Source organism: Variovorax sp. GW821-FHT10C12, assembly GCF_059415405.1.
Genome location: NZ_JBWKNE010000001.1, coordinates 1,116,051 through 1,129,984, shown reverse-complemented (window position 1 = coordinate 1,129,984; position 13,934 = coordinate 1,116,051). Strand labels below are relative to the sequence as shown.

Sequence of the window (13,934 nt, the reverse complement as noted above, 5' to 3'; positions counted from 1 at the left end):
CCGGTTCAGAGGTAGCTGACCGCCACGATCTCGTACCGCTTGAGGCCGCCCGGCGCCTGCACCTCGGCCGTGTCGCCCTCTTCCTTGCCGATGAGCGCGCGTGCGATCGGGCTCGAAATGTTGATCAGGCCGAGCTTCAGGTCGGCTTCGTCCTCGCCCACGATCTGGTACTTGACGGCTTCGCCCGACTCTTCTTCCTCGAGTTCGACGGTCGAGCCGAACACCACCTTGCCGCCGGCATCCAGCTCGCTCGGATCGATGATCTGGGCGGCCGAGAGCTTGCCTTCGACTTCCTGGATGCGGCCTTCGATGAAGCCCTGGCGGTCCTTGGCGACTTCGTACTCGGCGTTTTCGCTCAGGTCGCCCTGGGCACGTGCCTCGGAAATGGCGTTGATGACCCAGGGACGGTCGACCGTCTTGAGCTGGTGCAGTTCGGCGCGCAGTTTTTCAGCGCCGCGCTTGGTGATCGGAATGGTGGCCATGCAGTTGGTTCTCCATAAAGCGAAACCGCCGAACGATGCCGTTCGGCGGTCGATTGGGGGGACAGATCAGACGAGATTGCGTCCGGTCAGCCGGCTCAGGATGGCGAGCGGGCTCGAATCTGGATTGTATTGCTTCGATGCGGCCAGATGAAGGGTCTGCTCGAGCATGTACTGGCCCGCCATCACGGCGTGCGAGGTCTGGTCCGAGAAGCACACCCACACCGAACCGGGCGGGAACTTGGCCGTTTCCTGGGGCGAGTTTTCCTGGTACGCCATGTCCGACTTCATGCCGTCGTGCAGCTGCAGCATCAGGTGGTCGTACTCGCTGCGGAACGACTTGGTGACGTGCAGCGCCTGCAGCAGCTTGGCCTGCCAGCGCGCATAAGGCTTGGCCCGCGGCAGGAAGCGCTTGGCGATGTCCTCGAAAGGCTCGCCCACACGCCACACGCGCGGTGCGCCATCGGGGTTGACGTTGGTGAACACACGCAGGATGCGCTCGCCGTAGTTGGGACGCGACGGGAACGCATCGACGTGCAGGCGCCGATCGTCGGCGCGCCACGACTGCACGCGCGTCTCGACCTGGGCCGGCCGGTAGCTGGTCGGCGCCAGGCGCAAGGCCGGCGTGTAGTGCGGCAGCAGGCCATGGATGAGCTGCTGCGCCTGCGCCCGAAAGCGCCCCACCATCGCCGCCGTGGCGCGCTGCACCGCCTCGTCGCCCACGGCGCCCTTGAGCTTGCCGGTGGCGTCCAGGCTGATGTTGCGCACGTCGGGCGACAGCAGGCTGGGCGTCAGCAGGCTGCGCTCTTCAGGCAGCAGCTCGAAGCCCAGCCGAGGGAAGTACAGCACCTTGCCGGCTTCCAGTTCCGCGATCCACGCCTCGTTGGGCGTGGCCGCATTCCAGTCCGCGAGGTCCAGTTCGACCAGCTGCGTTTCCATGACGGCGGCGCCCGATCAGGCAGCAGCCAGCTGCGCGTGCATCTCCTGCACCGAGATCACACCCAGCTCGTCCATGAAGCCCATGCCCTCGACCGCGGCTTCGGCACCGAAGATCGTGGTGAAGGTGGTCACACGGGCCAGCAGCGCTGAAGTGCGGATCTGGCGCGAGTCGGTGATCGCGTTGCGGCGCTCTTCCACCGTGTTGATGACCAAGGCAATCTCGTTGTTCTTGATCATGTCCACGATGTGCGGGCGGCCTTCGGTCACCTTGTTGACCGTCTCGCAGGCGATGCCGGCGGCGCTGATGGCCGCGGCGGTGCCCTTGGTGGCGACCAGTTCGAAGCCCAGCTTGGCCAGGCCGCGCGCCACTTCGACGGCACGTGCCTTGTCGTTGTTCTTCACCGAGATGAAGGCCTTGCCCGACTTCGGCAGGTGCGTGCCCGCGCCGAGCTGCGACTTCACGAAGGCTTCGCCGAAGGTCTTGCCCACGCCCATCACTTCGCCGGTCGACTTCATCTCGGGGCCGAGGATGGTGTCCACGCCCGGGAACTTGACGAACGGGAACACGGCTTCCTTCACGCTGAAGTACGGCGGCGTGACTTCCTTCGTGATGCCCTGCGACGCCAGCGACTGGCCTGCCATGCAGCGTGCCGCCACCTTGGCGAGCTGGATGCCCGTGGCCTTGCTCACGTACGGCACGGTGCGCGAGGCACGCGGGTTCACTTCGAGCACGTAGATGACGTCCTTGCCATCCTTCTGCTGGATCGCGAACTGCACGTTCATCAGGCCGACCACGTTCAGCGCCTTGGCCATGGCGGCGCTCTGGCGCTTCAGTTCGGCGATGGTGTCGGCGTTCAGGCTGTAAGGCGGCAGCGAGCAGGCGGAGTCGCCCGAGTGCACGCCGGCCTGTTCGATGTGCTCCATCACGCCGCCGATCAGCGTGCCGCCTTCGGCGTCGCGGATGCAGTCGACATCGCATTCGACGGCGTCGTTCAGGAAGCGGTCGAGCAGCACCGGCGAGTCATTGCTCACCTTGACCGCTTCGCGCATGTAGCGCTCGAGGTCGCGTTGCTCGTGCACGATTTCCATCGCGCGGCCGCCCAACACGTAGCTCGGGCGCACCACCAGCGGATAGCCCAGGGCCGCAGCCTTTTCGAGCGCTTCGGGTTCGGTGCGCGCGGTGGCGTTCGGCGGCTGGCGCAGGCCCAGCTCGTGCAGCAGCTTCTGGAAGCGCTCGCGGTCTTCGGCCGCGTCGATCATGTCGGGCGAGGTGCCGATGATCGGCACGCCGTTGGCTTCGAGGTCGAGTGCGAGCTTGAGCGGCGTCTGGCCGCCGTACTGCACGATCACGCCGAGCGGCTTTTCCTTATCGACGATCTCCAGCACGTCTTCGAGCGTCAGCGGCTCAAAGTACAGGCGGTCGGAGGTGTCGTAGTCGGTCGACACGGTCTCGGGGTTGCAGTTGACCATGATGGTCTCGTAGCCGTCTTCGCGCATGGCGAGCGCGGCGTGCACGCAGCAGTAGTCGAACTCGATGCCCTGGCCGATGCGGTTGGGACCGCCGCCGAGCACCATGATCTTCTTCTTGTCCGTCGGGTCGGCTTCGCACTCGTCCTCGTAGGTCGAGTACATGTAGGCCGTGTTGGTCGCGAACTCAGCCGCGCAGGTGTCCACGCGCTTGTAGACCGGTCGCACGCCCAGGGCGCGGCGCTTCTCGCGGATGGCCGTGTCGGTGGTCTTGAGCTGCTTGGCCAGGCGACGGTCGGAGAAGCCCTTCTTCTTCAGCGCCAGCAGCGTGTCCTTGTCGATGTCTTCCAGCGACTTGGTTTCCAGCTCGAGTTCGATCTTCACGATCTCTTCGATCTGCACCAGGAACCACGGGTCTATCTTGGTCAGCGCGAACACCTCGTCCACGCTCAGGCCCATGGCGAAGGCATCGCCCACGTACCAGATACGCTCGGGACCGGGCTCGCCCAGTTCCTTCTCGAGCACTTCGCGGTCCTGCGTCTTCTCGTTCAGGCCGTCGACGCCCACTTCGAGGCCGCGCAGGGCCTTCTGGAACGATTCCTGGAAGGTGCGGCCCATGGCCATCACTTCGCCCACCGACTTCATCTGCGTGGTGAGACGCGAGTCGGCCTGCGGGAATTTTTCGAAGGCAAAACGCGGAATCTTGGTGACCACGTAGTCGATCGATGGTTCGAACGACGCGGGCGTGGCGCCACCGGTGATTTCGTTGCGCAGCTCGTCGAGCGTGTAGCCCACGGCCAGCTTGGCCGCGACCTTGGCGATCGGGAAGCCCGTGGCCTTGGAGGCCAGCGCCGAGGAGCGCGACACGCGCGGATTCATCTCGATGACGACCATGCGGCCGTCCTTCGGGTTGATCGAGAACTGCACGTTCGAGCCGCCGGTGTCGACGCCGATCTCGCGCAGCACGGCCAGCGAGGCGTTGCGCAGGATCTGATATTCCTTGTCGGACAGCGTCTGCGCGGGTGCCACGGTGATCGAGTCACCGGTGTGCACGCCCATCGGGTCAAGGTTTTCGATCGAGCAGACGATGATGCAGTTGTCGGCCTTGTCGCGCACGACTTCCATCTCGTACTCTTTCCAGCCGAGCAGCGACTCTTCGATCAGCAGCTCGTTGGTCGGCGAGGCTTCGATGCCGCGCTTGCAGATGGTCTCGAATTCGTCCGGGTTGTAGGCGATGCCACCGCCGGTGCCGCCGAGCGTGAAGCTGGGGCGGATCACGGTCGGGAAGCCGAGCGTCTTCTGCACGGCCCAGGCCTCGTCCATCGTATGCGCGATGCCCGAGCGCGCCGAACCGAGACCGATCTTGGTCATCGCGTCCTTGAACTTCAGGCGGTCTTCGGCCTTGTCGATGGCTTCGGGCGTGGCGCCGATGAGTTCGACCGGCTTGTTGGTGGCCGCGCCCGTGTACTTGTCGAGCACGCCGTTGCGCCACAGGTCGAGCGCGCAGTTCAGCGCGGTCTGGCCGCCCATGGTCGGCAGGATCGCGTCGGGGCGTTCCTTGGCGATGATCTTCTCGACCGTCTGCCAAGTGATCGGCTCGATGTAGGTGACGTCGGCCGTGGCCGGGTCGGTCATGATCGTCGCGGGGTTGCTGTTGATCAGGATGACCTTGTAGCCCTCTTCGCGCAGCGCCTTGCAGGCCTGCACGCCGGAGTAGTCGAACTCGCAGGCCTGGCCGATGATGATCGGGCCGGCGCCGATGATGAGGATCGATTTGAGGTCGGTGCGCTTAGGCATTCTTGTGCTCCGTCTTGTGCTTTTCCATGAGTGCCGTGAAGCGATCGAACAGGTAGCCGATGTCGTGCGGGCCCGGCGAGGCTTCCGGGTGGCCCTGGAAGCAGAACGCGGGCTTGTCGGTGCGCGCCAGGCCCTGCAGCGTGTTGTCGAACAGGCTGATGTGGGTGGGACGCAGGTTGGCCGGCAGCGACTTCTCGTCGACTGCAAAGCCGTGGTTCTGGCTGGTGATGCTCACGCGGCCGTTGTCCAGGTCCTTCACCGGATGGTTCGCGCCGTGGTGGCCGAACTTCATCTTGAAGGTCTTGGCGCCCGAGGCGAGCGCCATGATCTGGTGGCCCAGGCAGATGCCGAAGGTGGGAATGCCGGTCTCGATCAGTTCCTTGACGGCGCTGATGGCGTAGTCGCAGGGCTGCGGGTCGCCGGGGCCGTTGGCCAGGAAGATGCCATCGGGCTTGAGCTTGAGCACGTCGGCCGCGGGCGTTTGCGCCGGCACCACGGTGATGCGTGCGCCGCGCTGCGCGATCATGCGAAGGATGTTCTTCTTGACGCCGTAGTCGAAGGCGACAACGTGGAACTTGGGCGTGATCTGCACGCCGTAGCCCGCGCCGAGCTTCCACTCGGTTTCGGTCCATTCGTAGGTCTGCGTGACCGACACCACCTTGGCCAGGTCGAGGCCGGCCATGCTCGGCGCGGCCTTGGCGGCGGCGATGGCTTTGTCGATCAGCGCCTGCGTCACGGTCTCGCCCGCGGCCAGGCCCAGGATGCAGCCGTTCTGCGCGCCGTGGGTGCGCAGGTGGCGCGTGAGCTTGCGGGTGTCGATGTTCGCAATGGCCACCGTGTGGCCGGACACGAGGTACTCGGTCAGCGTGGCGGTCTTGCGGAAGTTGGACGCGACGAGGGGCAGGTCCTTGATGATCAGGCCTGCGGCATGGATCTTGTCGGCTTCGATGTCCTCGCCGTTGACGCCGTAGTTGCCGATGTGCGGATACGTCAGGGTGACGATCTGCTGGCAGTAGCTGGGGTCGGTGAGGATTTCCTGGTAACCGGTCATCGCGGTGTTGAACACCACTTCACCGGTCGTGGAGCCGGCGGCTCCGATCGAGTTGCCGAGAAAGACCGTGCCGTCTGCGAGCGCCAGGATGGCGGGCGGGAAACTTCCCTTGAGAGACAAAAGCACTGGGTTCTCCGGATGGTTACGGTCGCCCGGAGCCCCAGGCGCGTTGCCTGCGGACTGCTGCTTAAGGGGATTTTGGCGTTGAAGGCGGCCGGGCGACGCTGATTTGCGAGTAAGCCCCCGATTGTAGCTCGGACTGGGTGTGTTATTTGGCCTGCAGGGCTGCTCCGCTTGCGTGCAGGCAGATGGCGGCAGCCGCCGCCACGTTGAGCGACTCCTCGCCGCCCGGCTGCGCGATGCGGATGTGGTGGCTCGCTCGGGCTTCCAGCGCGGCCGAGACGCCCTGCCCTTCGTGCCCCATCAGCCAGGCGCAAGGGTGCGGCAATTCGGCCTTGTGCAGCCATTCGCCCCGGTGTGAACTCGTGGCAACCAGCGGCACCCGCAGCGCATCGAGCGCGTCGATGTCCACGCCTTCGACCAACCGCAGGCCGAAGTGGGCCCCCATGCCGGCGCGCAGCACCTTCGGCGCCCACAGCGCGGCCGTGCCCTTGAGCGCGATCACCTGGGTGAAACCGAAAGCCGCCGCGCTGCGCAGGATCGAGCCGGCATTGCCGGCATCCTGCAGGCGGTCGAGCACCACGCTCGGCGCGTCGGGCAGGATTTCGGGTCGCGGCGGCAGCTCGAGCACGAAGCCCATCGGCGCGGGCGACTCCAGGCCACTCACTGCGCGCAGCAGGTCGTCGGCGACTACTACCGTTTTGATAGCGCTCTGTACCCATTCGGCGGGCGCCGAGGGCCAAAACGCTTCTGAAAACACGGCCACTGCCGGCCGGACGCCGCGGGCCAGCGCCGCGCGGCATAGGTGATCGCCTTCGAGCCAGAGCCGGCCGAGCTTGCGATAGGCGCCCGGGTCTTGCGCGAGCTTGCGCAGATCCTTGAGCAAGGGGTTGTCGCGCGAGCTGATGTGGCTCGGGCCGGTGTCGGTGGTCATGGCAGGCTCAGAGGGCGGCGCGCGGATCGAGGCGTGCGCTGTGGTTCTCGGCGGCGCCGATCACGTGGGCGACCGAAACCTCGCCGGCCATGACGTTGACGCCTGACGTTGCAGCGGCCGTGCGCGCCAGCGCCGCCGCCACCGGGCTGAACGAGCGGCGGTGGTGCACGCAGGCGCCGTGACGCTGGAGCGCCTCAAGGTGCTCGCGCGTGCCGTAGCCCTTGTGACCGGCGAAGCCGTAGTGCGGAAATTCGTCGTGCAGTTGCGTGCAGAGCCGGTCGCGGTGCACCTTGGCCAGGATGGATGCGGCCGAGATCGCCTTGACCCGCGCATCGCCCTTGACGATGGCCTCGGCCAGCACGTCGAGCCGGGGCAGCCGGTTGCCGTCCACCAGCACCTTGACGGGCTTGAGCCGCAGGCCTTCGACCGCGCGACGCATCGCGAGCATGGTGGCCTGCAGGATGTTGAGGCTGTCGATCTCCTCGACCGAGGCCTGGGCGATGGAGCAGCACAGCGCCTTGGCGAGGATCTGGTCGTGCAGGCGTTCGCGCTGCAGCGCCGTGAGCGTCTTGGAGTCGGCCAGGCCGCGGATCGGGCGCAAGTCGTCAAGGATCACGGCCGCAGCCACCACGGGGCCGGCCAGTGGCCCGCGCCCTGCCTCGTCGACGCCCGCCATCAAGCCGGGCGCGTCCCACACCAGCGGGGCCTGCTCAGCCTTCAAGAACTTTCTGGATCGCATCGGCGCACAGTGTGGGCGTGTCGCGCTGCAATTGCACATGCAGCGCTGAAAATCTTTGTTGCAGCGCCTGCGTCTTCGCGGGCACGTCGAGCCATTCGAGCGTGGCGTTGGCCAGGGCCTCGGGCGAGGCGGCTTCCTGCAGCAACTCGGGCACCACGAACTCGCGGCACAGGATGTTCGGCAACCCGACCCAGGGCTGCAGCTGCTTGCGCTGCATGAGGCGCCACGAGAGCCCGTTCATGTTGTAGGCGATGACCATCGGCCGCTTGAACAGCGCAGCCTCGAGCGTAGCCGTGCCGCTGGCGATCAGCGTGACGTCGCAGGCGGCGAGCGCGGCATGCGACTGGCCGTCGAGCAGCGTCACTCGCCCTGCCATGCCGGCGGCCTGCAGCAGGCTTTCGACCTCGGCGCGCAACCCCGGCAGGATCGGCGCGATGAACTGCAGCTTCGGCTTGGCCTTCTGCATCAGCGCCGCGGCCGCGAAGAAGCGGGCCGCGAGGTAACGGATCTCGGAACGCCGGCTGCCAGGCAGCAGCGCAACGACCTGCGCCTCGGGGTCCACCCCCAGTGCGGCGCGGGCGGCGGCGCGGTCGGGCGTCATCGGGATCACGTTGGCAATCGGATGGCCCACGTAGCTCGCGGCCACGCCCTGCTTTTCGAGCAGTTCGGGCTCGAACGGGAAGATGCACAGCACGTGGTCGGCGGCGGCGCGGATCTTGTCGATGCGGTCGGCGCGCCAGGCCCAGATCGAGGGGCAGACGAAGTGGACGGTCTTGATGCCCTCGCTGCGCAGGCCGGCTTCGAGGTCGAGGTTGAAATCGGGTGCGTCGACGCCGATGAACAGCTCGGGGCGCTCGCGCAGCAGCCGGGCCTTGAGCTGGCGGCGGATGCCGGCGATCTCGGCGTAGTGCCGAAGCACCTCGATGTAGCCGCGTACGGCCAGCTTTTCCTGCGGCCACCAGCTCTGGAAGCCATGGGCCAGCATGCGCGGGCCGCCGATGCCGACGGTCTGCAAGGCAGGCCAGCGGGCCTCGAGGCCATCGAGCAGCAAGCCGGCGAGCAGGTCGCCAGACGCTTCGCCCGCGACCAGCGCGAAGCGGCGCTGTTCGTTCGTGCTCATCGCGCCCATGTCAGCGCGCGATGCCGCGCGTTGAATGAGCGAGGAAGGCCTCCATCAGCGCGACATCGCCGGCGGCTTCGGGCATTTCCGCCGTGAGCGCGGCAATGCCGGCGCGTGCCTCTTCGAGCGTCTTGCCCTGCCGGTACAGCAGACGGTGCATCTGCTTGACCGCCGCGAGCCGCTGCGCCGAGAAATCGCGCCGGCGCAGGCCCACGACGTTGAAGCCGCGAACCGCCAGTGGATTGCCGTCGACCAGCATGAAGGGCGGTACGTCCTGCGTCACTGCGCTCGCGAAGCCGACCATGGCATGGGCGCCAATGGACACGAACTGGTGGATGCCGGTCAGGCCGCCAATGGTGACCCAGTCGGCGAGGTGCACATGCCCTGCCAGCGTGGTGTTGTTGGACAGCGTGGTGTGGTTGTCGACCCGGCAGTCGTGCGCGATGTGCGTGTACGCCATGATCCAGTTGTCGTTGCCGACACGCGTGATGCCCCCCGCCCCGGGCACGCCGAGGTTGAAGGTGCAGAACTCGCGGATCACGTTGCGGTCGCCGATGGTGAGCTCGGTCGGCTCGCCCGCGTACTTCTTGTCCTGGGGAATCGCACCGAGCGACGAGAACTGGAAGATCCTGTTGTCGCGGCCGATGGTGGTGCGCCCCTCGATCACGCAGTGCGGGCCGATGGTGGTGCCCGCGCCGATCCGCACGTGCGGGCCGATCACGGTGTACGGACCGACCGACACCGAGGCGTCGAGCTGGGCCTTCGGGTCGACGATCGCGGTCGAATGAACCTGGGTCATGCCTTGCAAGAGACGATGCGCCGGATCAGCTGTTGATCTGGCGCATGGCGCACATCAGCGAGGCTTCGCACGCCAGTTCGCTGCCCACGAGCGCGCGGCCCTTGAACTTCGAGATGCCGGCCTTCATGCGCTCGATCTCGACTTCCAGCGTGAGCTGGTCGCCCGGCTCCACGGGGCGCTTGAAGCGCGCGCCGTCGATGGCCGCAAAGTAGTAGACCGTGTTGTCGTCGGGCACGATGTCCAGCGAACGGAACGACAGCAGCGCCGCGGCCTGCGCCATGGCTTCGAGCATCAGCACGCCCGGCATCACCGGACGGTGCGGGAAGTGGCCGTTGAAGAAAGGCTCGTTCATCGTCACGTTCTTGAGGGCCGTGATGCGCTTGCCCTTTTCCATGCTCAACACCCGGTCCACCAGCAGAAACGGGTAGCGATGCGGCAGCAACTTGAGAATTTGGTGGATATCGAGCGTCGTGTCCGTCATGGTGTTCTGTTCCTGCATCGTCGTCATTGTTTCGAGGGGGCTTTTTCCAGCGCCTTCAGTCGTTCGCGCAGGCTGTGCAACTGCTTGAGTGTTGCCGCATTCTTTTCCCAGTTCGCATTGTCATCGATCGGAAACATGCCGGTGTACTGGCCGGCCTTGCGGATAGAGCGTGTCACCACGGTCGCCGCCGACACATGCACGCCGTCGGCCACCGTGAGGTGGCCCAGCACGATGGCACCGCCGCCAAAGGTGCAGTGAGCGCCGATGGTGGCGCTGCCGGCCACGCCGACGCAGCCCGCCATCGCCGTGTGCTTGCCGACGCGCACGTTGTGGCCGATCTGGATCAGGTTGTCGAGCTTCACGCCGTCTTCGATCACGGTGTCGTCGAGCGCGCCGCGGTCGATGCAGGTGTTGGCACCGATCTCGACGTCGTTGCCGATGCGCACCGCGCCCAGCTGCTCGATCTTGACCCAGGCGCCCTGGTGCGGCGCGAGGCCGAAGCCGTCGGCCCCGATCACCACGCCGGGATGCAGCAGGCAGCGGTCGCCGATGACGCAGTCTTCGCTCACAGTGACGCGCGACTTCAGCACCGTGTCCGCGCCGATGCGCGCGCCCCGCTCCACCACGCACAGCGCACCGATGCGCGCGGTGACGTCGACATGGGCTTCGGGATGGATCACGGCGGAGGGATGGATGCGATCGGCTTCCGGGCGCGCATGGTGCGCTTTCCACAGCTGCGTCAGGCGCGCAAAGTAGTAGTACGGGTCGGGCGTGACGATGTAGGCGCCACGCGCCGCGGCGGCCTCGCGCATGGCGGTCGACACGATGACACAGGCTGCCTTGGAGGCGGCCAGTTCCTGCTGGTATTTGGGATGGCTCAGGAAACTGAGCGCATCGGGCTGTGCATTCTGCAGCGGCGCGAGCCGCTCGATGGACAGCGTGGCATCTCCATGAAGCTCGCCCCCGAGGGCGTCAACGATGGCTCCGAGCTGCAGCGACACGCCGGTTCGCGGCGTTACTTGCCGGCCGCAGGCGCAGAGGAGCCGACCGACGCGTTCAGCGCCTTGATCACCTTGTCCGTGATGTCGTGCTTCGGGTTGATGTAGATCGCTTCCTGGAGGATGGCGTCGTACTTTTCGGTTTCAGCGACCTGCTTGACCACACGGTTGGCGCGCTCATAGACCTGCTGAAGCTCTTCGTTCTTGCGCGCGTTCAGGTCTTCCTGGAACTCGCGGCGCTTGCGCTGGAAGTCGCGGTCCTGGTCGACCAGCGAACGCTGGCGCGAGGCGCGCTGGCTTTCCGACAGGGTCGGTGCCTCGCGCTCGAACTTCTCAGACGCCGTCTTCAGCGCTTCGCCCTGCACGGTCAGGTCCTTTTCGCGCTTGAGGAACTCGGCCTCGAGCTTGGCTTGCGCGGCCTTGGCCGGCTGCGCTTCACGCAGCACGCGGTCGGGGTTCACGAAACCGATGCGAAAGCTTTCCTGGGCCTGCGCGGGCGCAGCCACCAGGGCAAAAGCGGGAATCAGGAACGCGCCGGCTGCGGCACGAATCAATTGCTTCATTTAGAAAGACGTTCCGATCTGGAATTGGAGGCGCTGAATTCTATCCTTCGGGATCACGACGAAGCCTTGTTCATTCAGCACTTCCTTCTGGGACTTGACGGGGAAGGCATACGCCAGGCGCAGCGGGCCCAGCGGCGAGATCCAGCTGATGCCAAGGCCGACCGAGGCGCGCAGCTTCTTCTGGGCCTTCCACTGTTCGTCCGTCACGTTGGGTGCACGGGAACCGAACACATTGCCGACGTCGAAGAAGCCGTACAGGCGCAGCGTGCGGTCGTTGCCGGCACCGGGGAACGGCGTACTCAGCTCGGCGTTGAAGATGGCTTTCTTGGTGCCGCCCAGTGCCGCGCCTTCGGTCTGGCCGAGCAGCGGCTGGTCGCGCGGGCCCAGCGAGTTCTGCTCGAAGCCGCGGATCGAACCCAGGCCACCGGCGTAGAAGTTCTTGAAGATCGGGTACGTCTTGCCGCCGAACGCCTTGGCATAGCCAACCTCGCCGTTGATGGCGAAGGTGTACTGCTTGTTGATCGCGAAGAACTGCTGGTACTGGTAGCTGCTCTTGAGGTACTTCATGTCCCCGCCCACGCCCAGCTCGAGATTGGCACGCTGCAGGCGGCCGGTGGTCGGGACCAGCGCGCTGTCGCGGCTGTCGCGGCCCCAGCCCACGGTCAGAGGCACCCCCCAGACGCTCTTCTGGTCGCAGCCCGTGACGAACCAGCCGGTCGCGTCCCTCGCGCACTGGAAGTAGTTGAGGTACGACTGCGGCGTGGTGAGGCCGGCGAGTGCCGAGCGGTTCGGGTCGAACGCATAGCGTTCCAGGCCGACGCCGAAGAAGACGGTGTCGAGTTCGCTGAACGGCACGCCGAAACGGATCGCTGCACCCTGGTTCACCAGCTTGTAGTCGCCGTCTTCGCTCGTGGAGTACGGACGCGTCGTGGTGTGGTAGACGCTGATCGTGCGCGAGATGCCATCCTTCGTGAAGTACGGATCGGTGGTGGTCAGCGACAGCGTGCGGTTGTACTTGCTTGTGTTGACCTGCACGCCCAGGAAGTTGCCCGAGCCGAACACGTTCTCTTGCGAGATGCCGAAGGTCAGCGCGACCTTTTCGGCGCTCGAGTAGCCGGCGCCCAGCTGCAGCGTGCCGGTGGGCTTCTCGGCCACGTTGACGGTCAGGTCGACCTGGTCGGGCGAACCCGGCACTTCCTGGGTCTCGACGTTCACTTCGGTGAAGAAGCCCAGGCGGTCCACACGGTCGCGCGAGACCTTGATCTTGTCGCCGTCGTACCACGAGGCTTCGAACTGACGGAACTCGCGGCGAATCACTTCGTCGCGGGTCTTGTTGTTGCCACCGACCGACACGCGTCGCACGTACACGCGGCGCGCGGGCTCGGCCTGCAGCGTCAGCGTGACGCGATTGTTCACGCGGTCGATATCCGGGCGCGCCTGCACACGGGCGAAGGCGTAGCCGAAGGTGCCGAAGTAGTCGCTGAAGGCCTTGGTGGTCTCGGTGACCTGCTCGCCGTTGTAGGGCTCGCCGGGCTTGATGGTGATGAGCGACTTGAACTCGTCGTCACGGCCGAGGTAGTTGCCATCGAGCTTGATGCCCGCCACCACGAACTTCTCGCCTTCGGTGATGTTCACCGTGACGCTCAGGTCCTTGCGGTCCGGCGAAATGGCGACCTGGGTCGAATCGATGCGGAACTCGAGGTAACCGCGGGTGATGTAGTAGCTCTTCAGCGTCTCGAGGTCGGCGTTGAGCTTGGCGCGCGAGTACTGGTTCGACTTGGTGTACCAACTCATGAAGCCGCCGCTGTCCTGGTCGAACAGGCTCAGCAGCGTCGATTCGCTGAAGGCCTTGTTGCCGACCACGTGCACTTCGCGGATGCGGGCGGACTCGCCTTCGGTCACGGTGAACGTCAGGTTCACGCGGTTGCGCTCAATGGGCGTGACGGTGGTCACGACGTTCGCGTTGTAGAGGCTGCGGCTCACGTACTGGCGCTTGAGCTCCTGCTCCGCGCGGTCGGCCAGCGCCTTGTCGTACGGGCGGCCATCGGCCAGCCCGATTTCACGCAGCGCCTTCTGCAGCGCCGCCTTGTCGAATTCCTTGGCGCCGACGAAGTCGACGTCGGCGATGGTGGGCCGCTCTTCGACGATCACCACCAGCACGTTGCCGTTGACGTCGATGCGCACGTCCTTGAACAACCCCAGGTCGAACAGCGCGCGGATCGCGGCCGAGCCGCGTTCGTCGCTGTAGGTGTCGCCCACACGCAGGGGCAGCGACCCGAAGATCGTGCCGGCCTCGACGCGTTGCAAGCCTTCGACGCGGATATCGCGCACCGTGAAAGGCTCGACGGCCCAGGCGGCCGTGGCTGCCAGCGCGCTGGCCACCACCGCGGCAACGCTACGCAGGCGAAAGCGACTGAAGTTTGTGTTCATCTGTGAATTGAGCCGGC

The 13,934-nt window shown here is 66.0% G+C and carries 12 protein-coding genes; all 12 read right to left on the bottom strand.

The annotated features are described in order from the left end of the window. Window positions 1–5: 5 nt before the first annotated feature. Window positions 6–482, bottom strand: a complete 477-nt coding sequence (gene greA / locus AC07OH_RS05420; protein ID WP_489056894.1) for a transcription elongation factor GreA — start codon at window positions 480–482, stop codon at window positions 6–8. Between the two features lie 66 nt (window positions 483–548). Beyond that, a complete protein-coding gene (gene kdoO / locus AC07OH_RS05415) occupies window positions 549–1,418 on the bottom strand; it encodes a Kdo hydroxylase KdoO (protein WP_495299862.1) in 870 nt (289 codons plus the stop codon). Window positions 1,419–1,433: 15 nt separating this feature from the next. Next, window positions 1,434–4,682: a carbamoyl-phosphate synthase large subunit gene (gene carB, locus AC07OH_RS05410; protein WP_495299861.1), complete on the bottom strand. Its 3,249-nt coding sequence runs from the start codon at window positions 4,680–4,682 to the stop codon at window positions 1,434–1,436. Beyond that, window positions 4,675–5,859 (bottom strand): glutamine-hydrolyzing carbamoyl-phosphate synthase small subunit, encoded by a 1,185-nt coding sequence (carA, locus tag AC07OH_RS05405; RefSeq protein ID WP_495299860.1) that lies wholly within the window; start codon window positions 5,857–5,859, stop codon window positions 4,675–4,677. Before carA ends, carB begins: the two co-directional genes overlap by 8 nt. A gap of 142 nt (window positions 5,860–6,001) precedes the next feature. Beyond that, window positions 6,002–6,787 carry a TrmH family RNA methyltransferase gene (locus tag AC07OH_RS05400; RefSeq protein WP_495299859.1) on the bottom strand — a complete coding sequence of 262 codons (786 nt, stop codon included), beginning with the start codon at window positions 6,785–6,787 and terminating at the stop codon, window positions 6,002–6,004. A 7-nt stretch (window positions 6,788–6,794) separates the two neighbouring features. Continuing rightward, window positions 6,795–7,526: a ribonuclease HII gene (gene rnhB / locus AC07OH_RS05395; RefSeq protein WP_495299858.1), complete on the bottom strand. Its 732-nt coding sequence runs from the start codon at window positions 7,524–7,526 to the stop codon at window positions 6,795–6,797. Next, window positions 7,498–8,646 carry a lipid-A-disaccharide synthase gene (gene lpxB / locus AC07OH_RS05390; RefSeq protein ID WP_495299857.1) on the bottom strand — a complete coding sequence of 383 codons (1,149 nt, stop codon included), beginning with the start codon at window positions 8,644–8,646 and terminating at the stop codon, window positions 7,498–7,500. The genes rnhB and lpxB overlap by 29 nt, the downstream gene beginning before the upstream one ends. Before the next feature lie 10 nt (window positions 8,647–8,656). Further along, window positions 8,657–9,445 (bottom strand): acyl-ACP--UDP-N-acetylglucosamine O-acyltransferase, encoded by a 789-nt coding sequence (lpxA, locus tag AC07OH_RS05385; RefSeq protein WP_495299856.1) that lies wholly within the window; start codon window positions 9,443–9,445, stop codon window positions 8,657–8,659. 25 nt (window positions 9,446–9,470) lie between these two features. Then, window positions 9,471–9,953 (bottom strand): 3-hydroxyacyl-ACP dehydratase FabZ, encoded by a 483-nt coding sequence (gene fabZ, locus AC07OH_RS05380; RefSeq protein WP_255221048.1) that lies wholly within the window; start codon window positions 9,951–9,953, stop codon window positions 9,471–9,473. After that, on the bottom strand, window positions 9,950–10,927 hold the full coding sequence (lpxD, locus tag AC07OH_RS05375; protein ID WP_495299855.1) for a UDP-3-O-(3-hydroxymyristoyl)glucosamine N-acyltransferase: 978 nt from the start codon (window positions 10,925–10,927) through the stop codon (window positions 9,950–9,952). Before lpxD ends, fabZ begins: the two co-directional genes overlap by 4 nt. Before the next feature lie 14 nt (window positions 10,928–10,941). Next, a complete protein-coding gene (locus tag AC07OH_RS05370; RefSeq protein ID WP_489056903.1) occupies window positions 10,942–11,487 on the bottom strand; it encodes an OmpH/Skp family outer membrane protein in 546 nt (181 codons plus the stop codon). Continuing rightward, complete coding sequence (gene bamA / locus AC07OH_RS05365; protein ID WP_495299854.1) at window positions 11,488–13,917, bottom strand: outer membrane protein assembly factor BamA; 2,430 nt, start codon at window positions 13,915–13,917, stop codon at window positions 11,488–11,490. It lies immediately after the preceding gene. Between the last annotated feature and the right edge of the window lie 17 nt (window positions 13,918–13,934).